We start from the raw sequence: 21,701 nt of genomic DNA, 5'->3' as shown, positions 1-21,701 counted from the left end.
CACCGCTGGAGGTCATCGATGAAAACGCTGCTCGCAACCGCCCTGATCGCCCTGGTGCCCGGCCTCGCCCTGGCACAGGCCCAGACCGCGCCCGCCAAGCCCAAGGCACCCGCCAAGGCCACCGTGGCCAAGAAGACGCCCGCCAAGAGCAGCGCCAAGACCGTGGTGGCCAAGGCCGAACCCACCAGCAGCCGCACCCAGCTCAAGAGCGCCACCAACCAGGTCGCTGCTGGCCTGATCGCCGCGCGCACGGCGCTCACGCCCGAGGAACTGGAAATCGCCCAACGCGTCCACGTGGGCCAGATCGCCTGCGAAATGGGCGCTTCGGTCAGCGTGGTGGCCGACCCTGATGCCCCGGGTCATTTCCATGTGGGCGGCAAGGGCTTCAAGTACCACATGGCGCCCGTGACCACCACCACCGGCGCCGTGCGCCTGGAAGACCACAAGGCCGGCGCCGTGTGGCTGCAGATCGCCAACAAATCCATGCTCATGGACCAGAAGAAAGGCCAGCGCCTGGCCGACGAGTGCATGAGCCCCGAACAGGTCGTGGTGGCCGAGGCCATCAAGAAGACCCCCCCTCCCAGCCTGCTGGATACCGCGCCCGCCAAGTGATGCGGCACCGGCTGTGCGACCCTTGCCCCTCGTTTGACTAGATAGAAATCACCGGAGAAAAGTAAATGTTGCAAGCCTATCGCGCCCACGTTGCCGAACGCGCCGCCCTGGGTATCCCGCCGCTGGCGCTGGATGCCAAGCAGGTTGAAGCGCTGATCGAGTTGATCAAGAACCCGCCCGCCGGCGAAGAAGCGTTCCTGATGGACTTGCTGACCCACCGCGTGCCCCCGGGCGTGGACGACGCAGCCAAGGTCAAGGCCAGCTTCCTGGCCGCCGTGGCGCACGGTGACGTGAAGGTGGGCCTGATCTCCAAGGCCAAGGCCACCGAGCTGCTGGGCACCATGGTGGGCGGCTACAACGTGCACCCCCTGATCGAACTGCTGGACGACGCCGAAGTGGCCGGTGTGGCCGCCGACGCGCTCAAGAAGACGCTGTTGATGTTCGACTACTTCAACGACGTGGCCGACAAGGCCAAGGCCGGCAATGCCAAGGCCAAGGAAGTGATGCAGAGCTGGGCCGACGCCGAGTGGTTCACGAGCCGCCCCGAAGTCGAGAAGAAGATCACCGTCACCGTGTTCAAGGTGCCCGGCGAGACCAACACCGACGACCTGTCGCCCGCGCCCGACGCCTGGAGCCGCCCCGACATCCCCATGCACTACCTGGCGATGCTGAAGAACACCCGTCCCGACGCGGCCTTCAAGCCCGAGGAAGACGGCAAGCGCGGCCCCATGCAGTTCATCGAGGACCTGAAGAAGAAGGGCCACCTCGTCGCCTACGTGGGTGACGTGGTCGGCACCGGTTCTTCCCGCAAGTCCGCCACCAACTCCGTGATCTGGGCCACCGGCCAGGACATCCCCTTCGTGCCGAACAAGCGTTTCGGCGGCGTGACCCTGGGCGGCAAGATCGCCCCCATCTTCTTCAACACGCAGGAAGACTCCGGCTCCCTGCCGATCGAAGTGGACGTGTCCAAGCTGGAAATGGGCGACGTGATCGACGTGCTGCCCTACGACGGCAAGATCGTCAAGAACGGCGAAACCGTGGCCGAGTTCGCGCTCAAGAGCCAGGTGCTGCTGGACGAAGTGCGCGCCGGCGGCCGTATCAACCTCATCATCGGCCGCAGCCTGACCGCCAAGGCCCGCGAATTCCTGGGCCTGGCCGCCTCCACCGTGTTCCGCCTGCCCCAGGCGCCCAAGGACACCGGCAAGGGCTTCACCCTGGTGCAGAAGATGGTCGGCCGCGCCTGCGGCCTGCCCGAAGGCCAGGGCGTGCGCCCCGGCACCTACTGCGAGCCGCGCATGACCACCGTGGGTTCGCAAGACACCACCGGCCCCATGACCCGCGACGAGCTGAAGGACCTGGCCTGCCTGGGCTTCTCGGCCGACATGGTGATGCAGTCCTTCTGCCACACCGCCGCCTACCCCAAGCCCGTGGATGCCAAGATGCACCGCGAGCTGCCCGCCTTCATCGCGAACCGTGGCGGCGTGGCCCTGCGCCCCGGTGACGGCGTGATCCACAGCTGGCTCAACCGCCTGCTGCTGCCCGACACCGTGGGCACCGGCGGCGACAGCCACACCCGCTTCCCCATCGGCGTGTCCTTCCCCGCAGGCTCCGGCCTGGTGGCCTTCGGCGCCGCCACCGGCGTGATGCCGCTCGACATGCCCGAATCGGTGCTGGTGCGCTTCAAGGGCCAGATGCAGCCCGGCGTCACCCTGCGTGACCTGGTGCATGCCATCCCCTTGTACGCCATCAAGGCCGGTCTGCTGACCGTGGCCAAGGCCGGCAAGAAGAACATCTTCTCGGGCCGCGTGCTGGAAATCGAAGGTCTGCCCGACCTGAAGGTGGAGCAGGCGTTCGAGCTGTCCGACGCCTCGGCCGAGCGCTCCGCCGCCGGCTGCACGATCAAGCTCAACCCCGAGCCGATCAAGGAGTACCTGCGCTCCAACGTCGTGCTGATGAAGAACATGATCGCCGACGGCTATGCCGACGCCAAGACCCTGGCTCGCCGCATCGAGAAGGTCGAAGCCTGGCTGGCCAAGCCCGACCTGCTCGAAGCCGACAAGGACGCCGAGTACGCCGCCGTCATCGAGATCGATCTGGCCGACATCAAGGAACCCATCGTCTGCTGCCCGAACGACCCCGACGACGCCAAGTTCATGTCCGAAGTGGCCGGCACCAAGATCGATGAAGCCTTCATCGGTTCGTGCATGACCAACATCGGCCACTTCCGCGCCGCCGCCAAGCTGCTGGGCACCCAGCGCGACATCCCCGTCAAGCTGTGGGTCGCTCCGCCCACCAAGATGGACCAGAGCGAACTGATGAAGGAAGGCCACTACGCCGCCTTCGGCAACGCCGGTGCGCGCACCGAAATGCCGGGCTGCTCGCTGTGCATGGGCAACCAGGCGCAGGTGCACGAGGGCGCCACGGTCATGTCCACCTCCACCCGCAACTTCCCCAACCGCCTGGGCAAGAACACCAACGTGTTCCTGGGCAGCGCCGAGCTGACCGCCATCTGCTCCAAGCTGGGCAAGATCCCGACGGTGGCCGAGTACCACGAGGCCATGGGCATCATCAACAAGGATGCCGCCAGCGTGTACCGCTACATGAACTTCGACCAGATCGAAGAGTACGCCGAAGTGGCCAAGGGCGTGACCGCCTGAGGCATCTGCCGCGCGCAACAAAAAACCCGCCTCGGCGGGTTTTTTGTTGGCTGATTGGGAAGAAGCAGCGCTCAGGCGCTGGCGGGTGCTGGTGCAGTGCCGTCTTTCTCGGCGGCCTCCCCTTCGTCGGCGGGCGGTGCCAGCTTGGACGCCAGGAAATCGTCGTAGCCCTTCATCACCAGCTCGTAGGTCTTCTGGATGCCCGAGGCCACCGGGCTGCCGTCGCCAAGCACGCCCAGGCCGTCGAGGATGCCTTTCGCTTCGTTGAAGCCGGTCTCGAAACCGCCCCGGATCAGCGCCACGAAGTCACGCGCCAGGGTTTCGGTGTCCTTGTCGGGGTGGCGGGCCGCGTAGGCGTCGTAGAGCGCGGTGGACAGCGCCAGGATGCGGCCGGCCGTGCCCTCGGGGGAGTTGTCCTGGTTGCTCGCGCTGCCAATGGCGTTGGGGCCTAGTTCCGGGCCAAGGATTTCATTGATGCGGTCGATGGCGGTGCGGTAAAGCAGCGCCAGGGACGAGTCGCCCGACTGGATGGACACATCCATCGACGCCTGCAGGATCTGCACGTTCTGCTGCTGGCGCAGGCTGCGCTCATCGCCTTGCGCCTTGGCGGCGCGGGCTTCACCCGGTGGGGCGGTGCGGTGGGTCTGCGAGGCCTCCTGGGCGGGCAGGGCCGCCGTGGGGGGCAAGGTTCCGACGGAAGAAGGGGCCATGGCAGTCTCCTCAGAGGGGTTGATGGCGTGGGATACCTTCTGGAATTATCGGCAGATGCGGGTGAAAGTTGAATCTGGGCGGTGAAAGGGGGTCTGTTTGGGCTTTAGAAATCGGCTGGGTGATCGGTGGACTCAAGGAAGTGGCAAGATCTCAATATGACCAGTCCAATTGCACCGCACGAAACAGCCATATTTGGTGATTCGGTAATGGTTGGGGACAGGTTTATCGCGAGTCGTGAGACTGAGCGGATCGATTTACTCTTAGCCAATCACCTAATAAAGGTTGCGGAACGGGAAGTCGGCTGGACCTGGCTCCTCAAAGACCCAAGTGACGGTAGGTTCTGGGAGCTTTCCTATCCTTTCGGAGATAGGCATGGTGGCGGTCCACCCAAGCTCGAAGTTCTGACACGGGCCGCCGCGAAAGCACTATATGGTGCTGCCGAGATCTAAATTTAGTAGGAGCGGACCCGCTGAAGGGTACAGCTCAACACAACATTGAGCGCCTGCTTCTGGGCAGCGGCAGCTCCTGGCCGGTACCGACCAGTTGTGTCATGACCACTAATACGCGTGGATGTATGGGCAGGCCGCCCATGCAAAAGAGCAGGCTAGGCAGCAGATCGCAAAAAGAGGAGCTGGCAGCGCTTATCCAGCAAAGGTTTCAGCTATTTTTCATGCTGAAAGCCAATCAATCCAAGCGCTATCAGCTATCTTTTCAATAGCTGGCAAAAGCAGCCCTCAAATCAACCGTGCTATCAGCGCCCCTTCCGCCGGACCTTCGAGCGGAATGCGCACGCGCAGCGGGCTGCCCGAGGCGACTTGCAGAGCCTCGCCCTCCAACCCGCGCATCTGCTCCAGGCGCACCAGGCGGTTGCCCTGGGGGTGGATGATCTCCAGCGTGTCGCCCACGGCGAAGCGGTTTTTCGTTTCCACCTCGGCCCAGCCGTCCTGCACGGCCTTGACTTCGCCCACGAACTGGCTGCGCCGGGCCTCGGAGCTGCCGGTTTCGTAGTTCTGGTAGTCGTTGGCGGGGCGGCGCTCCAGGAAGCCGGGGGTGTAGCCCCGGTTGGACAGGCCTTCGAGCTCGGTGATGAGTTCCGGGTTGAACGGGCGGCCGGCCACGGCGTCGTCGATGGCGCGGCGGTAGATCTGGGCCGTGCGCGAGACGTAGTACTGGCTCTTGGTGCGGCCCTCGATCTTGAGTGAATCGACGCCGATCTCCGCCAGGCGCTGCACATGCTCCACGGCGCGCAGGTCCTTGCTGTTCATGATGTAGGTGCCGTGCTCGTCTTCCATGATGGGCATGAGCTGGCCCGGGCGTTCCTTCTCTTCCAGCAGGTAGACCTTGTCGGCCAGCGGGTGCCGCTCGCCGCCGCCGCACGAGGCAAAGGCGTTGTTGCCTTCCTCCTGTGCCTGGTTGAAGTTGAAGTCGCCTTCCATGCGCGCGGCCATGGCCTCGCCGGTGTTCGGGTCCACGGCGGCTTCCTGGGTGGCGTAGTTCCAGCGGCAGGCGTTGGTGCAGGTGCCCTGGTTGGGGTCGCGCCGGTTGAAGTAGCCCGAGAGCAGGCAGCGGCCCGAGTAGGCGATGCACAGCGCGCCGTGCACGAACACCTCCAGCTCCATGTCGGGGCATTCTTGGCGGATCTTGGCAATTTCGTCGAGGCTCAGCTCGCGCGAGAGGATGATGCGCTTGACGCCCACCTTCTGCCAGAACTTCACGGCCGCGTAGTTGGTGGTGTTGGCCTGCACCGAGAGGTGGATCTCCACCTCGGGCCACTTTTCGCGCACCATCATGATGAGGCCGGGGTCGGCCATGATGAGGGCGTCGGGCCGCATGGCGATGATGGGCTCGATGTCGCGCAGGTAGGTGCGCACCTTGTCGTTGTGCGGCAGCAGGTTGCTGGTGAGGAAGAACTTCTTGCCGCGCGCGTGCGCTTCGCGGATGCCCTGCTCGATCTGCTCCTGGCGGAATTCGTTGTTGCGCGCGCGCAGGCTGTAGCGCGGCTGGCCGGCGTAGACGGCGTCGGCGCCGAAGTCGTAGGCGGCGCGCATCTTGTCGAGCGAGCCGGCGGGCAGCAGCAGTTCGGGGCTTTTGAGGGTCATGGTGCGTGATTGTCCGCCAGGGCCTTCCGGCGCGCACAGGGTGGGCGGGAAGCCTGCGGTGGGGGAAGGGGGGATCAGTCTTTCGGGCGGAAACCGATGACGAGCGAGGAGGGCACACGGCCGTCCACGTCGCGCGGCAGGGTTTCGGTCTTCTGCAGGGCGCGCAGCACGGCGTCGTCCCAGGCTTTGTTGCCGCTGGACTGGGTCAGTTTGAAGCCGGTGATGGTGCCGTCGGGCGCGGCGCGCACCTCCACCTCGGCGCGCGGGTTGCCCGACACGGCGTCGGGGTAGACGATGTGCGGCTTGACCTTGGCGGCCACCCGGCCACCATAGCTGCCCGAGGGGCCGGCATCGCGCTGGGCTGTGCCGGTGGCGTTTTCGCCGCCCGTGGCGCCGGCCAGGCCCTGCAAGCGGCGCAGGGTTTCATCCCGCCGGTCCTTGGCGGCCTTGGCGTTGGCCTTTTCGATGGCCTCCTGTTTGCGCTTGTCCTCGGCCTCCTGGCGCTTTTTCTCCTCGGCCAGGCGCTTTTCTTTTTCCAGGCGGTCCTTCTCGCGCTGCTTGTCCTTTTCTTTTTCCTTCTGCAGGCGTTCTTTTTCCTGGGCGCGGCGCTCGTCTTCCTTGCGCTCACGTTCACGTTTCTCGCGTTCGAGCTGCTGGGCGCGCTCCCTGTCCTTCTTTTCCTTCTCGATGCGCTTTTTCTCGCGCTCGATGGCGAGGTCGGCTTCGCGCGTGTCGGGCTCGGCCTGGCGCGGCGGCGGGGGCGGGGGCGATGGGGGCTGCACGGGCGCCGGAGGTTCCGGCGGTGGCGGGGGCTGCGCCGGTTCGGACGGCTGCGGCGGGGTGTCGTCGCGCGGCGCGGCCTGTTGCGGCACGGCGGACCACAGCTCGGCCTGCACGGCGGGCTGGTCGGTGCTGGTCTTCCAGTGCACGCCCCAGGTCAGGGCCACGACCAGCAGCACATGGGCCAATACCGCCAGCGCGATGGCGCGCACGCGCGCCGGCGGGCGGGGCGGTGCGAACTGGTCGCGGTCGTCTTGGGCGTGCATGCGGCGCTGGCGGCGGCGTTCAGCCGCCCTGCTTGACGGACAGGCCCACGCGCTGGACGCCGGCCTTCTGCAGCGCGTCCATGGCCTTGACCACGGTTTCGTACTGCACGCTCTTCTCGGCGGCGATGACCACGGCGGATTCACCGCCCTGCGCCTGCTGCCAGCGCAGCGCGGCCTCGCCGATCTCGCGCGTGCTGAGGGTGTGCTCGGCGTCGCGCGTCTTGAAGCGCAGCGAGCCGTCCTTGTTCACGACGACGGTGGCGAAGCTTTTGGGCTGGTTCCTGCTCTTGCCCACGCTGGGCACGTCCACCATGCCCGGCGTGAGCATGGGCGCCGTCACCATGAAGATGATGAGCAGCACCAGCATCACGTCGATGAAGGGCACCATGTTGATTTCGTTCATCGAGCGGCGGCGGCCGGCGCCGCGGGAGGCCATGGCGGGCATGGGCGTTCTCCCTCAGTGGCCCGACGCCGAGGCGGCGGGGTGCGCGCCCAGGTTGCGCTGCAGGATGTTGGAGAACTCCTCGATGAAGGTCTCCTGGTGGATGGCCACGCGGTCGATGTCGCGCGCGAAGCGGTTGTAGGCGATCACGGCGGGAATGGCGGCGAACAGGCCCAGGGCCGTGGCCACCAGCGCCTCGGCGATGCCCGGCGCCACGGTGGCCAGCGTGACCTGCTCCATGCCGGCGAAGCCCGTGAAGGCGTGCATGATGCCCCACACGGTGCCGAACAGGCCCACGTAGGGGCTGACCGAGGCCACCGAGCCGAGGAAGGACAGGCTCGACTCCACCACGTCCATCTCGCGCTGGAAGCTCGCGCGCATGGCGCGGCGCGCGCCGTCGAGCAGCGTGCCGGGATCCTGGATGCGGCGCTCGCGCAGCTTCTGGTATTCGCGCATGCCGCTGGCGAAGATGCGTTCCATGGGGCCGGCGTTCTTGGCGTTCTGCGCGGCGCTGGCGTACAGGTCGTTGAGGCTGGTGCCCGACCAGAAGTCGCGCTCGAACTCGTCGTTGAGCGATTTCACACGCTTCAAGGCAAACAGCTTGCGGAAGATGGCGGCCCAGCTGGCGATGGACACGCCCAGCAGCAGCGCCATGACCAGTTGCACCACCCAGCTCGCGTGCAGCACCAGCTGCAGGATGGACATGTCTTGGGAATTCATGAAAGTTGTTCCAGGATGTGAGCGGGGATGCGCGCCGGGCGCATGGTGGCGCCGTCCACCCAGCCGATGCGGATGGTGCCTTCGCTCAGCAGGGCGGGTTCGCCAGCGTTCATATGCTCTTGATTTAATAGCGCCTGCTGCACGATTGTCAAGGAGGCGCGGCCTTTTTCTTCCAGCTGGGCGGTAACAATGAGTTGGTCGTCGAGGCGGGCCGGGCGCAGGTAGCGCAGGCGGGCATCGGTTACGACAAACATGCCGCCGGTTTGTTCCCGCAGCGCCTGCTGACCCAGGCCGAGCGAGCGCAGCCATTCGGTGCGCGCGCGCTCGAAGAACTTCAGGTAGTTGGCGTAGAACACGATGCCGCCGGCATCGGTGTCCTCCCAGTAGATGCGGACGGGGAACTGGAACGCCATGGGTTCAGCCCAGCAGGGCATCGAGGCGCGCCACAGACTCCTGCAACTGCGCCATGGAATTGGCCGTGGAGAAGCGCACGAAGCGCTGCGTGTCGGCCGTGCCGAAATCGCGCCCTGGCGTGATGGCGATGTGGGCGCGGCGCATCAGCTCGAAGGCGAAGTCCCAGCTGCCGGTCACGCCCAGGCGCTCGCAGGCCGCGCTGCAGTCGGCCCAGGCGTAGAAGGCGCCGTCGGGCATCACCGGCACGCTCAATCCCAGGCGCTGCAGCTCGGGGATGAAGTAGTCGCGCCGGGCCTTGAACTCGGCGCGGCGGCGTTCGTACTCGGCGATGCTCTCGGGCTCGAAGCAGGCCAGCGCGGCGTGCTGCGCAATGGTGCTGGCGCAGATGAACAGGTTCTGCGCCAGGCGCTCGACCACGGGCACCAGCGCCTCGGGCACCACCATCCAGCCCAGGCGCCAGCCCGTCATGTTGAAGTACTTGCTGAAGCTGTTGATGCTGATGATGTCTTCGCCCAAGGCCAGCGCGGTGTGGCCGAACTGTTCTTCATACGACAGGCCGAGATAGATCTCGTCGACGATGGTGATGCCGCCGTGCTCCTGCACCACGCCATGGATGCGGCGCAGCTCGTCGGGCGCGATCGAGGTCCCCGTGGGGTTGGAGGGCGAGGCCAGCAGCACGCCGCGCGTCTTGGGGCCCCAGGCGGCGCGCACCTTCTCCGCGCTGAGCTGGAAGCGCTCCTGCGCCGTGGTGGGGATCAGCACCGCCGTGCCCTCGGCCGCGCTCACGAAGTGGCGGTTGCAGGGGTAGCTCGGGTCGGGCATGAGGATCTCGTCGCCCGCGTCGATCAGCGCCAGGCAGGCGAGCTGCAGCGCGGCCGAGGCGCCGGCCGTGACGACGATGCGCCGTGCCGGCACATCGACGCCGAAGCGCTGCGCGTACCAGCCGCTGATGCGCTCGCGCAGGCTCTCCAGGCCGAGCGACTGGGTGTACTGCGTGGCGCCGCTCTGCACGGCGCGCAGGGCGGCTTCCTGCACCAGGGGCGGCGCGGTGAAGTCGGGTTCGCCGATGTTCAGGAAGATCATCGGTTCGCGCGTGCCCGCCACCTCGCGCGCCAGCGCCTGCGCGGCCTTGGCCACTTCCATCACATAAAACGGTTCGATGCGGCCGGCGCGGGTGGAGATTTTCATGGGGGAGAGGTTCAGGCCCGCGGGTGGCGGGAGGGAGTACAGGGCAGGCTGGTGGCCCGCCGCGAACAGGTGGGAGTGGGGGGCTCAGCCCTGTGGCGCGCTGGCGCCGTCGGCGCGCTTGTCGGCCGCCACCTCGTCGGCGCGCAGCTTGGGCGCCAGGCCGCCGAGCACGCCGTTGACATACTTATGGCCGTCGGTGCCGCCAAATTCCTTGGCCAGCTCGATGTATTCATTGAGCACCACGCGCCAGGGCACGTCCAGGCAATGCTGGAACTCGTACACGCCCATCCACATCACGGCGTGCTCGATGGGCGAGATCTCGGCCATCTTGCGGTCGAGCAGCGGGGTGATGAGCGCGTCGAGGTCGGCGGCGGTGGCGATGCAGCCGTGCAAGAGCGCGTCGTAGTGCGCCGCGTCGGCCTTGTGGAAGCCCGCCAGGTCACGCGTGAAGGCGTCGATGGCGGTGGCCTCGTTGCGGCCCACCAGGTGCTGGTAGAGCGCCTGCAGCGCGAACTCGCGCGCGCGCGTGCGGTTGGATTTGGCGGCGGCCTTGCGCGCGCCCGTGCTGGTGAGGCCGGTGCGCTTTTGCTTGGGGGCCGGTGCGTCGGGGGAGGTGTTCTGTTCGCTCATGACAGCTCGTCCAGCAGGTTGGCCATTTCCACGGCCACGTAGGCGGCGTCGCGGCCCTTCTCGGTCTGGCGCGCGACGGCCTGGTCGAGGTTCTCGGTGGTCAGGATGGCGTTGGCCACGGGCACGTGGTAGTCCAGCGCGATGCGCGAGACGGCCGCGCCCGATTCGTTGGCCACCAGCTCGAAGTGGTAGGTTTCGCCGCGGATGATGCAGCCCAGCGCGATCAGCGCGTCGAACTCGTCGCGCTCGGCCAGGGCCTGCAGCGCCACGGGCACTTCCAGGGCGCCGGGCACCAGCACATGGGTGATGTGCTTTTCCTGCACGCCCAGGTCCAGCAGCGCGGTGCGGCAGGCGGCCGCCAGCGCGTTGGTGATGCTTTCGTTGAAGCGGGCCTGCACGATGCCGATGTGCAGCTTCTTGCCGTCGAGCCTGTCGCCCGTTCCCTTTTCTGCGCCAAACATGTTTGTTCCTCGTTATTCCTTGGGGATGTATCCGGTGATTTCGAGCCCGTAGCCCGCCATGCTGGGCATGCGGCGGGGCTGGCCCATGAGCTGCATCTTGTGCACGCCGCATTCGCGCAGGATCTGCGCGCCCACGCCATAGGTGCGCAGGTCCATGCGGCCGCGCTCGGGCGCCTGGGCCGCGCGGGCCGTGCCCTCGAACTGGGCGAGCAACTGCGCGGCGCTTTCGCCGCAGTTGAGCAGCACGGCCACGCCCCGGCCCTGCTGGGCGATGTAGTGCAGGCTGGTGTCCAGGCCCCAGGAGTGCATGGAGCGGTTGAGTTCCAGCGCGTCGAGCACCGACAGCGGTTCGTGCACGCGCACGGGCACCACGTCGCCCTCGCCCCATTGGCCCTTGGCCAGCGCCAGGTGCACGGCGCCGCTGGGCTTGTCGCGGAAGGCGTGGGCGGTGAATTCGCCGTAGCTGGTCTGCAGCGTGCGCTGGCCCACCTTCTCGACCAGGGATTCGGTGCGGCTGCGGTGCTCGATCAGGTCGGCGATGGTGCCGATCTTGATGCCGTGCTCGGCGGCGAACACCTGCAGGTCGGGCAGGCGCGCCATGGTGCCGTCGTCCTTCATGATCTCGCAGATCACGGAGGAGGGGCTGCAGCCGGCCATGGCGGCGAGGTCGCAGCCGGCCTCGGTGTGGCCCGCGCGCATGAGCACGCCGCCGTCCACCGCCTGCAGCGGGAAGATGTGGCCGGGCTGCACCAGATCGCTGGCCTGGCTGTCCTTGGCCACGGCCACCTGCACGGTGCGCGCGCGGTCGGCGGCCGAGATGCCGGTGGTCACGCCCTCGGCGGCCTCGATGGACACGGTGAAGGCCGTGCTGTAGACCGTGCCGTTGCGCGTGGCCATGGGCGGCAGCTTGAGGAATTCGCAGCGCTCGCGCGTGAGCGTGAGGCAGATCAGGCCCCGGCCGAAGCGCGCCATGAAGTTGATGGCCTCGGGTGTCACATGGTCGGCGGCCAGCACCAGGTCGCCTTCGTTCTCGCGGTCTTCCTCGTCCACGAGGATGACCATGCGCCCGGCGCGCATCTCTTCGACGATCTCCTCCACCGGCGAGATGGGGGCGGGGGTGAGGGGGGTGTTCATGGGGGCTTTCTTCGGTGGGCCGCAGGGGGAGGGCAGTCTGCAGCGCAGGTTCCGCGGTGCCGGCGCTGGGCGGAGGCGGGCTCCGCGAGCGTCCCAAAGAACATGCGATGCGGCGCTGCCGCACGGTGGGCCGGCGCGCGCAGCGCACGCGGGCCCGAAGAGGTGCATTCTAGTCGAGCGCGCGCCGTGGTGCGCCGCCGGCCGGGGTCAAACGGCGGAGGTTTCGAGCACCACGTCGGACGCCGGGTAGGCCACGCAGGGCAGCACGCAGCCGCTGGCCCGCTCCTCGGGCGTGAGGCCCGGCCACTCGATGGCGTAGCGCACCTCGCCCTGCGCCAGGTGACCGATGCAGGTGCGGCAGGTGCCGTTGCGGCAGGAGCTGGGCCAGTCGATGCCGCCTTGTTCCATTGACAGCAGCAGCGGCTGCTCGGGCCAGGCGTCGCATTGCTGGCCAGCGGGCTCGATCTGGGCGATGAAAAAGGGCGCGGTGGGTGTGTTCATGGGCGGGTTCAGGGGGTGGAGGGCGAGGGCCTGTTCCCACTATTTTTGCCAGTGCGAACGGGGTGAAAGCCGCGCCAATCTAGGCGCGTGACAACGCCAAGGCCGGGGCCTTGGCTAGGAGGGCAACGACGAGTGGCGCGGCTTTCACCCCGTTCCCTGCGGGTTGCGCCCCCAAAAGGCCATTCGCGGCGTTGCCAAACCTCGCTGGGGTCGCTCCCCAGCTTCGTTTGGCGCCTGGCGCCTGGCCTTTTGGGGTCGCAACGCATCTGACAAAAATAGTGGGAACAGGCCCTAGCGCGTCCAGGCCAGCAGCAGGTTGTTGGCCGGCAGGGCGTGGCGCGCGGCGAGGCGCAGGCCCGCCGTGGCGGCCATCTGGGCCACGTCTTCCAGGCGGCGGATGCCCCAGGCCGGGTTGCGCTCGCGCAGGCTGGCATCGAAGTCGCGGTTGCTGGGCGCGGTGGGTACGCCGTCTTCCAGATACGGCCCGTAGGTGACGAGTTGCCCGCCCGGCGCCAGGTGCCGCGCCGCGCCCTGCATCAGCCCGGCGCAGCAGGCCCAGGGCGCGATGTGCAGCATGTTGGCGCAGTACACCAGGTTGAAGGGGGTGGCGAAGGCGGGGCCGTCGCCAGGCCACCGGGGCGCCAGCACGTCCAGCCGCACGGGCGGTTGCACGTTGGGCACGGCGGCGCACCAGGCGCTGATCGATGCCAGGTGCTCGTCCAGCGGGTCGCTGGGCTGCCAGGTCCAGCCCGGCAAGGCGGCGGCGAACCAGGCCGCATGCTGCCCGGTGCCGCTGGCCACCTCCAGCGCATGGCCGGTGGCGGGCAACAGGGTGCGCAGCACCTCCAGGATGGGCTGGCGGTTGCGTTCGGCGGCGGGGCTGTGCAGCGGATTGGGCATGAAAAATGGCAGCGGCGCAGCAGGAATAAGCGCTTCTAGCTATCAGTTTGGTAGTGATTCGGTGCTGCCGTGGCGGCAGGAGCCGCCGCGCCGCATTTGCCGCAAAAAGAGGCAGCGCAGGGATTGTCCTGAAGAATCAAGGACTTGGCGCGGCCATACAGGGCTTGTCCGGATTTATCCACAGCATTGTCCAGCGGACGCCGGGATAAGTGGTGCGTGCGCGGCAATACCTTGCATAAAAAACGGGCAATCTGCCGCAGTCCCTTATCAATCAACCACTTGCGCGGCCCATACAGGGCTTGTCCGGAGTTGTCCACACGATTGTCCAGTGCGGACCGGGATAACCCTCAGGCGACGGTCACGCCCTTCCAGAACGCCACGCGGCCACGCACGGCCTCGGCCTCGGGCTTGGGGTCGGCGTAGGTCCAGGCGGCCTCGGGGTTGAGTTCGCCGTTGACGAGCAGCGAGAAGTAGGTGGCCTGGCCCTTCCAGGGGCACATGGTCTTGTGGTTGCTGAAGGTGACGAACTCGCGCTTGAGCGCGCTCTCGGGGAAGTAGTGGTTGCCTTCCACGAGCACGGTGTCGTCGCTCTCGGCGACGACCACGCCGTTCCAGATGGCTTTCATGGGGAAACTCCTTGCATAGTGAAAACAGCCTCTAGGGCAATCAGGTCAAGCGCCATGCGCTACTGAATGCATAGCATTCGAGGTGCAGGGGCTCAGAGAAAGAGCGCCTCGAACCCGTCCTCGGGCAGGAAGTGCCGCGCTTGGCGGCTCAGCCGCGTGGGGCCGGGCAGGGCGCGCTCGCGCACGGAGTGCAGCGGGTCGCCCGGGTAGCAGATGGTGCGCACGCCGTCTTGATCATAGGCCTCGGGCAGGATGGTGGGCGGGGGCTGGAGCCGCGCGGCCGCGATCACGTCCCGCACCGTGGCGTGGCGCGCCAGCTGCGCCAGGCTCATGATCTGCGGCGGCGCCAGCTCGATGCGGCCGTCGCGGTACTGCTCCAGCGCGGTGCGCGGCGTGAGCCACAGGCTCTCGGTGGTTTCCTCGTTGTCGTGCAGCGCGGTCTGGCCTTCGGGCGCCTGGGCCACGAAAAAGCGCGTGTCGAAGCGCCGCGTGCCCATGGCGGGCGCCAGTGGCGTGATCCAGCGCGACCAGGGGGCGAGTTGCCGCGTCGCCAGGCGCAGCCCTAGCTGGGCCAGCACCTGTGCGAACGGCTGGCCTTCGCGCAGCATGGCGCGGGCGCGCGGCGCGTCCAGCCGCGCTTGCGGTTGCGCGGGCTCGGCCAGCAGCAGGCCGCATTCCTCCAGCGCCTCGCGCAGCGCCGCCACATGCAGGCCGGCGGCGATGGCAGCGGCCGTGCCAGGCTCGCCCAGGCCGGCGTGCAGCGCGTCCACGCCCTGGTCCAGCAGGGCCGTGCTGGCGGGCTCGCTGTCGGCGGCGTCGAGCTTGCCGCCCGGGAACACATACATCCCCGCCATGTTGGCCATCTGGGCATGGCGGCGCTGCAGCAGGGTTTCCAGGCCGGCGGGGGTGTCGCGCAGCAGCACCACGGTGGCGGAGTCGCGGGGTGTTTCGGGATGGGTGGGGGTGACGGGCTGCATGGGGCTCTCTTAGGGGGCAGTCACTAACTGTACTGGCAAGCACCGGTTTGTGGCTTACAGTGCTGCGCGCAGGCGGCACCGGACAGTCCGGTGCGCGACTGGGTTCTTCAACCATCGACAACAGGAGTGGATGCACCATGGGTATGGATTTCAAGGGCCGCGTGGCCATCGTGACGGGCGCCGGCGGCGGCCTGGGCCGCCTGCATGCGCTGGCGCTGGCCCAGCGCGGCGCCAAGGTGCTGGTGAACGACCTGGGTGGCGCGGTGGACGGCAGCGGCGGCTCGGTCTCGGCGGCGCAGGCGGTGGTCGAGGAAATCCGCGCGGCGGGCGGCGAGGCGCTGGCCAACGGCGCGTCGGTGACCGACTTCGCCGCAGTCGAGGCCATGGTGCAGCAGGCCATCGATGCCTGGGGACGCGTGGACATCCTGGTGAACAACGCGGGCATCCTGCGTGACAAATCCTTCGCCAAGATGGACATGGCGGATTTCCGCCTGGTGGTGGACGTGCACCTCATGGGCGCGGCGAACTGCTGCAAGGCGGTGTGGCCGCACATGGTGGCCCAGCAGTACGGCCGCATCGTGATGACGACCTCGTCCACGGGCTTGTACGGCAACTTCGGCCAGAGCAACTATGGCGCGGCCAAGCTGGCCCAGGTGGGCCTGATGCAGACGCTGGCCATCGAGGGGGCCAAGAACAACATCCGCGTGAATGCTCTGGCGCCCACGGCGGCCACGCGCATGACCGAGGCGCTGTTCCCGCCGCAAATTCTCGATGCCCTCAAGCCCGAGGCCGTGGTGCCCGCCATGCTGGTGCTGGCGCACGAGGGCGCGCCGACCCGCACCATCCTGTGCGCTGGCGGCGGCTCGTTCGAGGCCGCGCACATCACGCTGACGCAGGGGGTGCACATCGGCCTGGGCGACGATGCGCCCGAGCAGCTCGCAGCCCGGTTGGCCGAGGTGACCGAGCGCGCGGGCGAGCAGGTGCCGCAGAGCGGCGCGGCCCAGGGCACCATCGAGGTGCAGAAGGCCATGGCGGCGCGCGGCTGAACGGCCGGCGGGTTTGACCCGCGTCATGCAAGCCCTGGCGCCGGCAGGCCCGGCCCTGGCATGCTAAGTTCCGTGCCGATACAGAAAATTGGCACCGAACTTATGACCACCTTGCAGGAACGCATCAGCGCGCAGTCCCCCGAAAGCCTGGCCGGCATCCGCCGCGGCATCGAGAAAGAGGGCCTGCGCGTCCTGCCCTCGGGGGCGCTGGCCCTCACGCCGCACCCGCTGCCGCTGGGCTCGGCCCTCACCCACCCGCACATCACCACCGATTACAGCGAGTCGCAGATCGAGCTGGTCACCGGCGCGCACCTGGGCGTGCAGGATTGCCTGGACGAGCTCACCGAGATCCACCAGTTTGTCTACCAGACGCTGCGCGCCCAGGGCGACGAGATGCTCTGGGTCTCCAGCATGCCGTGCGGCCTGCCCACCGACGAAACCATCCCGCTGGCGCGCTACGGCAGTTCCAACATCGGGCGCGCCAAGAGCGTCTACCGCATGGGCCTGGGCCACCGCTATGGCCGGCGCATGCAGACCATCTGCGGCATCCACTACAACTGGTCGATGCCGGGCGTGAGCAGCGAGCAGTATTTCGCGCTGATCCGCAACTTCCGCCGCCAGGCCTTCGTGCTGCTGTACCTGTTCGGCGCCTCGCCGGCCATGTGCCCGTGCTTCGCCCAGGGCCGGCCGCACGCGCTGCAGTCGCTGGGCGGCCAGGCGCTGTACCTGCCGCATGCCACCTCGCTGCGCATGGGCCGCCTGGGCTACCAGAGCGACGCGCAGGCCACGCTGGCCGTGAGCTACAACGGCCTGGAGGGTTACGCCAATTCGCTGCAGGAGGCGCTCACGCGGCCCTACCCGGCCTACGAGGCCGTGGGCATCCGCAACCCGGGGGGCGACTACAACCAGCTCGGCACCAGCCTGCTGCAGATCGAGAACGAGTTCTACGGCACCATCCGTCCCAAGCGCGTGGTGCGCACGGGCGAGCGCCCGCTGCACGCGTTGCGCGAGCGCGGCGTGGAATATGTCGAGGTGCGCCTGATGGACCTCGACCCCTTCGTGCCGGTGGGCATCACCGCGCAGACCATGCGCCTGCTCGACGTGTTCCTGCTGCACTGCCTGCTCTCCGACAGCCCGCCCGACACGCCCGAGGAAATCACCGAACTCAAGCGCAACCAGCACCTCACGGCCGAGCGCGGCCGCGAGCCCGGCCTGTGCCTGCAACGGCGAGGCCAGAGCGTGCCGCTGGTCGAATGGGCCGCGCAGATCCTGCAGGAATGCGCGCCGCTGGCCGCCGCGCTCGACGCCGGCAACGGCACGCGCGACTACAGCGCGGCCCTGCAAGCCGCCCAGGCGCTGCTCGATGCCCCGCAGGAAACGCCCTCGGCGCGCGTGCTGGCGCGCATGGCCGCCGCGCACGGCAACAACTTCACGGCCTTCTCGATCAGCCAGTCCGCCCTGGCGCGCGAGGCGCTGCTGGAACGCCCCTGGAGCGGGGCACTGCAAGAGCGCAGCGCGGCCCAGGCGCGGGAGTCGCTGGCGCAGCAGCAGGCCATCGAGGCCGCCGACACGCTGCCGTTCGAGGAATGGCGCCAGCAGTACATGTCAACGCAAGGCCTGCTGATCTGACGCGGCCCAGGCCAGCGATCGCCGCGCAAGGGCCGCCCCGCAGCGATGCCAGAGAAGGGGACGGTGGCGCAGCCACCCAGGGGCTTGTGCCCTCAGTGCTTGCCGGAGAGCGACGCCGCCACCAGCCGCTTGAACGGCGGGAAGTTCTGCGCCACGCGCAGCGCCGCGTCGCGCAGCAGGCGCGCGGGCGGGTGGTCGGTGGTGTAGAGGCGGGCCACGAAGGTGGTGGCCAGGTACAGCGGCAGCGTGGCGCGGCGGTGCGCGCGCTCGTAGCGTGCCAGCAGGTCGGGCGCGGCGATGTCCTGGCCGGCGGCGTGGGCGGCGCGTAGCTGGCCGGCCAGCGTGGTGATGCCCAGGAGGCCGAAATTGAAGCCGTGCGCCGTCACGGGGTGCATGCCCACGGCCGCGTCGCCCACGCAGGCGAAGCGCTGTGCCACCAGGCGGTGCGGCCGCACGCCGACGAGCGGGTAGAGGTGGCGCGTGCTGGCGAGCCGCATGGCGCCCAGGCGGTGGTCGAAGCGGCGCGTGATGTCTTCGCCGAACGCGGCCTCTTCCATGTCGGCCAGCGGTTCGAGCGCATGGTGCGGCAGCGTGAGCACCACGCAGGAGCGGTGCGCGCCGCTGGCCGGGTCGTCGTTCATGGGCAGCAGGGCCAGCGTCTGGCCGTAGCCGAACCATTCCCAGGCCACGTGGTGGTGCGGTTGTTCGTGCGACATGGTGCACAGCAGCATGGAGCGGCCGAAGTCGTGCATGTCGGCGCCGATGCCCAGCGCGCGGCGTGTGCCCGAGAAGCGGCTGTCGGCCGCCACCAGCAGGCGCGCGCGCAACTGTTTGCCGCTGGCCAGCGTGACATGCGCGGCGCTGGCGTCGGTGTGGGCGCGGGTTACCTGTTCGCCGGTCAGCAGCTCGATGTCCTGGTGCTGCTGTTGCGCGGCGCGCACCTCCTGGTAGGCGGCGCGGCGGATCAGGTGGTTGGACACCAGCCAGCCGAGTTCGCTGTGGCGCGAGAGCTGGTGGTCGATGACCATGGCGAACGGCGAAGGGCCGTTCATCACCTTGGCGTCGCGCAGCTGGGCGAAGGCCGAAGGTTCGTCGGCCTCGATGCGCGCCCACAGGCCCAGGTCGCGCATGGCCTGCGCCGACTGCTGGGTGAGCGCGATCTCGCGGCCGTCGTAGGCGGGGTTTTCGATGGCGGCCAGCGGCTGCTGCTCCACCACGCCGATGCGCAGCCCGCAGCCCGAAAGCGCGCGCGCGAGGCACAGGCCGGCAGGGCCCGCGCCGCTGATCAAGATGTCGTAGTCCATGGCATGGGACCGCAAACCGCCGCAGCGGATCGCGGTAGGTTGGTTGCGATCAAAATGCCATTCTATGCCCATATATACTGCGCCCTAAGCTATCAAAATAATAGTGCATGGCGCCCTGGGGGCAGGGCCGGCCTGCCAGAATTCGTTCACCGACTTTTCGAGGGAGGGCAGATGGCGTTTCCTGCAACGATGGCGCTCATGGTGCGCCAGCCCCTGGTGGTCTTGCGCATGGCGCGCCCGGGCTTTCTCGCCATCACGGCGGTGGGCTGCGCCATCGGCATCGCATCCGCGCACGCCGCTGGGGGTGGGCTGTCGGCCGGCCCGGCGCTGCTCACGCTGCTGCTGGCGCTGATGCTGCACGCGGCAGCCAACATGCTCAACGACCACGCCGATGCGCTCAACGGCGCCGACGCGGCCAACACGCAGGGCCTGTTTCCGTTCACCGGCGGTTCGCGCCTGGTGCAGGGCGGCGTGGTGCAGGCACGCGACATGCGCGCCGTGGCCCTGGCCCTGCTGGCGCTGGTGGTGCCCGGAGGCCTGTGGCTGGCCTGGCACAGCGGTCCCGCGCTGCTGCTGGTGGGGCTGGCGGGCATGCTGCTGGGCTGGGCCTATTCCATGCCGCCGCTGGCGCTGATGTCGCGTGGCCTGGGCGAACTGGCCGTGGGCCTGGCCTGGGGCCTCATGGTGGTGGGCGCCGACTATGTGCAGCGCGGCCAGTTCGCGCTGGCCCCCATGGCCGCCGGCGCCAGCTACGCGCTGCTGATCGCCAACATCTTGATCGCCAACGGTTTCCCCGACGCGGCGCCCGACGCCCAGGTGGGCAAGCGCACGCTGGTGGTGCGGCTCACGCCGGCGCGCGCCACCTGGGTGTACCTGGCCCTGGCGCTGCTGGCGCATGGCGGGCTGGCCGTGCTGGTGGCGTGGGGCGCGCTGCCGGCGTCCGTGCTGTGGGCGCTGGCGTCGCTGCCGCTGTCGCTGGCGGGGGCTGTGCTGCTGCGGCGCCATGCGCGCCACCCCGAGCGCCTGCGCCCGGCCCTGGTGCTGGGCATCGCGGCCGCCGTGCTGCACGGGCTGGGCCTGGCGGCGGGGTTCTGGGGGGTGTGAACAGGCCCTAGGCCAGCAGTTCCAGCGCGTCCAGGCGCCAGTACTCGGCGGCGTGCAGGAAGCCCTCCCACACGCAGCCGTTGCAGCCCCGGCCGCAGCAGCTTGTGGGTTCGGGCGGCGGCGGGCGCAGCGCCACGCCGCGTTCCTGGGCGCAGCGCTGCAGGGCCTCGAACAGGGCGAGGGCCGAGGCGCGGTCGGTGGCGCCGTGGTGTGCGATGGCGGGCAGCATTTACCGGCGCAGCCACTGCAAGGCGGGGCGTGCCAACAGGGCCACGCCCAGCACCAGCGCGAACCAGCCCACGGCGGCGGCCTGGGCCATCAGCTCGCGCACGCCGGGCGAGCGGGCGACATAGGGCGCCAGCAGGATGACGCAGCCGATCAGCGCGCAGGTGATGCCCTTGACCAGCAGGTCCTTGTCGGCCTTGGGCAGGGCGCGGCGGGCGGGCTCGGGTGGCAGCGGCATGGGGTTAGGAAAAGAGTGGAAGGCCGGCCGCGATTATCCTTGCGACCCTGCGCACCCCGGAACGAACAAAAGAAAGACCCCCCGCATGGCCATCCAGTGGTTTCCCGGTCACATGCACCTGACCAAGAAAGCGATCAGCGAACGCATCAAGGACATCGATGTGGTGATCGAGGTGCTGGACGCGCGCCTGCCCGGCTCCAGCGCCAACCCGCTGCTGGCCGAGCTGACGGGCCACAAGCCCACGCTCAAGGTGCTGAACAAGCAGGACGTGGCCGACCCCGAGCGCACCGCGCTGTGGCTGGACTGGTACAACGCCCGGCCCGACACGCGCGCCGTGGCGCTCGACGCCTCCGAGCCGGCGCCCGCGCGCAAGCTCATCGACGGCTGCCACCAGCTCGCGCCGAACCGGGGCGGCATGGCCAAACCCATGCGCGTGCTGATCTGCGGCGTGCCCAACGTGGGCAAGTCCACGCTCATCAATACCTTGTCGAACAAGCGCCAGGCCAAGACGGGCGACGAGGCCGGCATCACCAAGCTGGAGCAGCGCATCACGCTGGCCGACGACTTCTACCTGTGGGACACGCCCGGCATGCTGTGGCCGCGCATCAGCGTGGTTGAGAGCGGCTACAACCTCGCCGCCAGCGGCGCCGTGGGCCGCAACGCCTACGACGAGGAACTGGTGGCGCTGGAACTGCTGCGCCGCCTGCAGGCGCACTACGCGCCGCTGATCGAGGCGCGCTACAAGCTGGGCCTGGCGGCCGAAGCCATCGCCGCGCTGCCCGACGATGAACTGCTCGAAGTCATCGGCAGGAAGCGCGGGGCCGTCATGTCCGGCGGACGCGTGAACCTGCAAAAGGCCGCCGAGCTGGTGATGACCGATTTCCGCACCGCCGTCCTGGGCCGCGTCACGCTGGAGACGCCGGCGCAGTTCGAGGCCTGGCAGGCCGCCGGCGAGGCGCGCGAGGCCGAGCGCGCGGCGAAGAAGCAGGCCCGTGAAGACCGCAAGAAGAAGGGCAGCGGTACGCGCGAGCCCTGAG

General features: G+C 68.5%; 25 protein-coding genes. 7 read left to right on the top strand and 18 right to left on the bottom strand.

All coding sequences use genetic code 11. The features are described from left to right. Positions 1–18 precede the first annotated feature (18 nt). Complete coding sequence (locus D8S75_RS12515) at positions 19–612, top strand: hypothetical protein (RefSeq protein WP_119966684.1); 594 nt, start codon at positions 19–21, stop codon at positions 610–612. A gap of 65 nt (positions 613–677) precedes the next feature. Then, on the top strand, positions 678–3,269 hold the full coding sequence (acnB, locus tag D8S75_RS12510; protein WP_119966683.1) for a bifunctional aconitate hydratase 2/2-methylisocitrate dehydratase: 2,592 nt from the start codon (positions 678–680) through the stop codon (positions 3,267–3,269). Positions 3,270–3,340: 71 nt separating this feature from the next. On the opposite strand, the gene D8S75_RS12505 is transcribed toward acnB, so the two are convergent. After that, positions 3,341–3,979, bottom strand: coding sequence for a DUF5610 domain-containing protein (locus D8S75_RS12505; protein ID WP_157982649.1), 639 nt, complete (start codon positions 3,977–3,979; stop codon positions 3,341–3,343). Between the two features lie 156 nt (positions 3,980–4,135). On the opposite strand from D8S75_RS12505, the gene D8S75_RS17965 reads away from it, so the two are divergent. Continuing rightward, the gene (locus D8S75_RS17965) at positions 4,136–4,429 is read left to right on the top strand and encodes an Imm27 family immunity protein (protein ID WP_119966681.1); all 294 of its coding nucleotides are present in this window, start codon (positions 4,136–4,138) and stop codon (positions 4,427–4,429) included. Positions 4,430–4,714: 285 nt separating this feature from the next. Here the strand turns inward: D8S75_RS17965 and trhP are convergent, their stop codons facing one another. The 14 genes from trhP to D8S75_RS12435 form a co-directional block, all read right to left on the bottom strand. Beyond that, the gene (gene trhP / locus D8S75_RS12495) at positions 4,715–6,079 is read right to left on the bottom strand and encodes a prephenate-dependent tRNA uridine(34) hydroxylase TrhP (RefSeq protein WP_119966680.1); all 1,365 of its coding nucleotides are present in this window, start codon (positions 6,077–6,079) and stop codon (positions 4,715–4,717) included. A 74-nt stretch (positions 6,080–6,153) separates the two neighbouring features. Further along, a complete protein-coding gene (gene tolA, locus D8S75_RS12490) occupies positions 6,154–7,125 on the bottom strand; it encodes a cell envelope integrity protein TolA (protein ID WP_119966679.1) in 972 nt (323 codons plus the stop codon). Positions 7,126–7,144: 19 nt separating this feature from the next. Then, entirely contained in the window at positions 7,145–7,570 is a 426-nt protein-coding gene (locus D8S75_RS12485; protein ID WP_119966678.1) for an ExbD/TolR family protein, read from the bottom strand. Positions 7,571–7,582: 12 nt separating this feature from the next. Further along, complete coding sequence (tolQ, locus tag D8S75_RS12480; RefSeq protein ID WP_119966677.1) at positions 7,583–8,287, bottom strand: protein TolQ; 705 nt, start codon at positions 8,285–8,287, stop codon at positions 7,583–7,585. Continuing rightward, complete coding sequence (gene ybgC, locus D8S75_RS12475; protein ID WP_119966788.1) at positions 8,284–8,700, bottom strand: tol-pal system-associated acyl-CoA thioesterase; 417 nt, start codon at positions 8,698–8,700, stop codon at positions 8,284–8,286. The genes tolQ and ybgC overlap by 4 nt, the downstream gene beginning before the upstream one ends. Before the next feature lie 4 nt (positions 8,701–8,704). Further along, complete coding sequence (locus D8S75_RS12470) at positions 8,705–9,889, bottom strand: pyridoxal phosphate-dependent aminotransferase (RefSeq protein ID WP_119966676.1); 1,185 nt, start codon at positions 9,887–9,889, stop codon at positions 8,705–8,707. 84 nt (positions 9,890–9,973) lie between these two features. Continuing rightward, positions 9,974–10,519 carry a transcription antitermination factor NusB gene (gene nusB / locus D8S75_RS12465; protein ID WP_119966675.1) on the bottom strand — a complete coding sequence of 182 codons (546 nt, stop codon included), beginning with the start codon at positions 10,517–10,519 and terminating at the stop codon, positions 9,974–9,976. After that, positions 10,516–10,980, bottom strand: a complete 465-nt coding sequence (gene ribH, locus D8S75_RS12460; RefSeq protein ID WP_119966674.1) for a 6,7-dimethyl-8-ribityllumazine synthase — start codon at positions 10,978–10,980, stop codon at positions 10,516–10,518. Before ribH ends, nusB begins: the two co-directional genes overlap by 4 nt. A 12-nt stretch (positions 10,981–10,992) precedes the next feature. Next, entirely contained in the window at positions 10,993–12,114 is a 1,122-nt protein-coding gene (gene ribBA, locus D8S75_RS12455; RefSeq protein ID WP_119966673.1) for a bifunctional 3,4-dihydroxy-2-butanone-4-phosphate synthase/GTP cyclohydrolase II, read from the bottom strand. 207 nt (positions 12,115–12,321) lie between these two features. Further along, complete coding sequence (locus D8S75_RS12450; protein ID WP_119966672.1) at positions 12,322–12,615, bottom strand: 2Fe-2S iron-sulfur cluster-binding protein; 294 nt, start codon at positions 12,613–12,615, stop codon at positions 12,322–12,324. Positions 12,616–12,906: 291 nt separating this feature from the next. Further along, the gene (locus tag D8S75_RS12445; protein ID WP_119966671.1) at positions 12,907–13,515 is read right to left on the bottom strand and encodes a DUF938 domain-containing protein; all 609 of its coding nucleotides are present in this window, start codon (positions 13,513–13,515) and stop codon (positions 12,907–12,909) included. Positions 13,516–13,550: 35 nt separating this feature from the next. Then, the gene (locus D8S75_RS17485; protein WP_157982648.1) at positions 13,551–13,832 is read right to left on the bottom strand and encodes a hypothetical protein; all 282 of its coding nucleotides are present in this window, start codon (positions 13,830–13,832) and stop codon (positions 13,551–13,553) included. A gap of 30 nt (positions 13,833–13,862) precedes the next feature. Beyond that, positions 13,863–14,141: a DUF427 domain-containing protein gene (locus D8S75_RS12440; RefSeq protein ID WP_119966670.1), complete on the bottom strand. Its 279-nt coding sequence runs from the start codon at positions 14,139–14,141 to the stop codon at positions 13,863–13,865. A 92-nt stretch (positions 14,142–14,233) separates the two neighbouring features. After that, on the bottom strand, positions 14,234–15,118 hold the full coding sequence (locus tag D8S75_RS12435) for an NUDIX hydrolase (RefSeq protein ID WP_119966669.1): 885 nt from the start codon (positions 15,116–15,118) through the stop codon (positions 14,234–14,236). A 137-nt stretch (positions 15,119–15,255) separates the two neighbouring features. Between D8S75_RS12435 and D8S75_RS12430 the strand changes: the two genes are divergently transcribed. Then, positions 15,256–16,164, top strand: a complete 909-nt coding sequence (locus D8S75_RS12430; RefSeq protein ID WP_119966668.1) for an SDR family NAD(P)-dependent oxidoreductase — start codon at positions 15,256–15,258, stop codon at positions 16,162–16,164. Between the two features lie 102 nt (positions 16,165–16,266). Further along, positions 16,267–17,793, top strand: a complete 1,527-nt coding sequence (gene gshA, locus D8S75_RS12425) for a glutamate--cysteine ligase (RefSeq protein WP_119966667.1) — start codon at positions 16,267–16,269, stop codon at positions 17,791–17,793. 92 nt (positions 17,794–17,885) lie between these two features. Here the strand turns inward: gshA and ubiM are convergent, their stop codons facing one another. Further along, positions 17,886–19,097, bottom strand: a complete 1,212-nt coding sequence (ubiM, locus tag D8S75_RS12420) for a 5-demethoxyubiquinol-8 5-hydroxylase UbiM (RefSeq protein ID WP_119966666.1) — start codon at positions 19,095–19,097, stop codon at positions 17,886–17,888. Positions 19,098–19,268: 171 nt separating this feature from the next. Between ubiM and D8S75_RS12415 the strand changes: the two genes are divergently transcribed. Next, complete coding sequence (locus D8S75_RS12415; protein WP_198673201.1) at positions 19,269–20,201, top strand: prenyltransferase; 933 nt, start codon at positions 19,269–19,271, stop codon at positions 20,199–20,201. 7 nt (positions 20,202–20,208) lie between these two features. Here the strand turns inward: D8S75_RS12415 and D8S75_RS12410 are convergent, their stop codons facing one another. Beyond that, positions 20,209–20,430, bottom strand: a complete 222-nt coding sequence (locus D8S75_RS12410; RefSeq protein ID WP_119966665.1) for an oxidoreductase-like domain-containing protein — start codon at positions 20,428–20,430, stop codon at positions 20,209–20,211. Beyond that, a complete protein-coding gene (locus D8S75_RS12405; protein WP_119966664.1) occupies positions 20,431–20,664 on the bottom strand; it encodes a hypothetical protein in 234 nt (77 codons plus the stop codon). 85 nt (positions 20,665–20,749) lie between these two features. Here D8S75_RS12405 and ylqF point away from each other — a divergent pair, with 85 nt between their 5' ends. Further along, positions 20,750–21,700 carry a ribosome biogenesis GTPase YlqF gene (ylqF, locus tag D8S75_RS12400; RefSeq protein ID WP_119966663.1) on the top strand — a complete coding sequence of 317 codons (951 nt, stop codon included), beginning with the start codon at positions 20,750–20,752 and terminating at the stop codon, positions 21,698–21,700. Position 21,701: the final 1 nt, after the last annotated feature.

Source organism: Simplicispira lacusdiani (genome assembly GCF_003604195.1).
Taxonomy (GTDB): domain Bacteria; phylum Pseudomonadota; class Gammaproteobacteria; order Burkholderiales; family Burkholderiaceae_C; genus Simplicispira; species Simplicispira lacusdiani.
The sequence above is the reverse complement of the archived record's forward strand: the minus strand, read 5'-3'. Positions and strand labels throughout refer to the sequence as shown.

What these genes read in the sequence shown, in the direction of transcription:
- D8S75_RS12515 (WP_119966684.1), top strand. Translation starts at nt 19, where the DNA reads ATGAAAACGCTGCTCGCAACCGCCCTGATCGCCCTGGTGCCCGGCCTC.
- acnB (WP_119966683.1), top strand. Translation starts at nt 678, where the DNA reads ATGTTGCAAGCCTATCGCGCCCACGTTGCCGAACGCGCCGCCCTGGGT.
- D8S75_RS12505 (WP_157982649.1), bottom strand. Translation starts at nt 3,979, where the DNA reads ATGGCCCCTTCTTCCGTCGGAACCTTGCCCCCCACGGCGGCCCTGCCC.
- D8S75_RS17965 (WP_119966681.1), top strand. Translation starts at nt 4,136, where the DNA reads ATGACCAGTCCAATTGCACCGCACGAAACAGCCATATTTGGTGATTCG.
- trhP (WP_119966680.1), bottom strand. Translation starts at nt 6,079, where the DNA reads ATGACCCTCAAAAGCCCCGAACTGCTGCTGCCCGCCGGCTCGCTCGAC.
- tolA (WP_119966679.1), bottom strand. Translation starts at nt 7,125, where the DNA reads ATGCACGCCCAAGACGACCGCGACCAGTTCGCACCGCCCCGCCCGCCG.
- D8S75_RS12485 (WP_119966678.1), bottom strand. Translation starts at nt 7,570, where the DNA reads ATGCCCGCCATGGCCTCCCGCGGCGCCGGCCGCCGCCGCTCGATGAAC.
- tolQ (WP_119966677.1), bottom strand. Translation starts at nt 8,287, where the DNA reads ATGAATTCCCAAGACATGTCCATCCTGCAGCTGGTGCTGCACGCGAGC.
- ybgC (WP_119966788.1), bottom strand. Translation starts at nt 8,700, where the DNA reads ATGGCGTTCCAGTTCCCCGTCCGCATCTACTGGGAGGACACCGATGCC.
- D8S75_RS12470 (WP_119966676.1), bottom strand. Translation starts at nt 9,889, where the DNA reads ATGAAAATCTCCACCCGCGCCGGCCGCATCGAACCGTTTTATGTGATG.
- nusB (WP_119966675.1), bottom strand. Translation starts at nt 10,519, where the DNA reads ATGAGCGAACAGAACACCTCCCCCGACGCACCGGCCCCCAAGCAAAAG.
- ribH (WP_119966674.1), bottom strand. Translation starts at nt 10,980, where the DNA reads ATGTTTGGCGCAGAAAAGGGAACGGGCGACAGGCTCGACGGCAAGAAG.
- ribBA (WP_119966673.1), bottom strand. Translation starts at nt 12,114, where the DNA reads ATGAACACCCCCCTCACCCCCGCCCCCATCTCGCCGGTGGAGGAGATC.
- D8S75_RS12450 (WP_119966672.1), bottom strand. Translation starts at nt 12,615, where the DNA reads ATGAACACACCCACCGCGCCCTTTTTCATCGCCCAGATCGAGCCCGCT.
- D8S75_RS12445 (WP_119966671.1), bottom strand. Translation starts at nt 13,515, where the DNA reads ATGCCCAATCCGCTGCACAGCCCCGCCGCCGAACGCAACCGCCAGCCC.
- D8S75_RS12440 (WP_119966670.1), bottom strand. Translation starts at nt 14,141, where the DNA reads ATGAAAGCCATCTGGAACGGCGTGGTCGTCGCCGAGAGCGACGACACC.
- D8S75_RS12435 (WP_119966669.1), bottom strand. Translation starts at nt 15,118, where the DNA reads ATGCAGCCCGTCACCCCCACCCATCCCGAAACACCCCGCGACTCCGCC.
- D8S75_RS12430 (WP_119966668.1), top strand. Translation starts at nt 15,256, where the DNA reads ATGGGTATGGATTTCAAGGGCCGCGTGGCCATCGTGACGGGCGCCGGC.
- gshA (WP_119966667.1), top strand. Translation starts at nt 16,267, where the DNA reads ATGACCACCTTGCAGGAACGCATCAGCGCGCAGTCCCCCGAAAGCCTG.
- ubiM (WP_119966666.1), bottom strand. Translation starts at nt 19,097, where the DNA reads ATGGACTACGACATCTTGATCAGCGGCGCGGGCCCTGCCGGCCTGTGC.
- D8S75_RS12415 (WP_198673201.1), top strand. Translation starts at nt 19,269, where the DNA reads ATGGCGTTTCCTGCAACGATGGCGCTCATGGTGCGCCAGCCCCTGGTG.
- D8S75_RS12410 (WP_119966665.1), bottom strand. Translation starts at nt 20,430, where the DNA reads ATGCTGCCCGCCATCGCACACCACGGCGCCACCGACCGCGCCTCGGCC.
- D8S75_RS12405 (WP_119966664.1), bottom strand. Translation starts at nt 20,664, where the DNA reads ATGCCGCTGCCACCCGAGCCCGCCCGCCGCGCCCTGCCCAAGGCCGAC.
- ylqF (WP_119966663.1), top strand. Translation starts at nt 20,750, where the DNA reads ATGGCCATCCAGTGGTTTCCCGGTCACATGCACCTGACCAAGAAAGCG.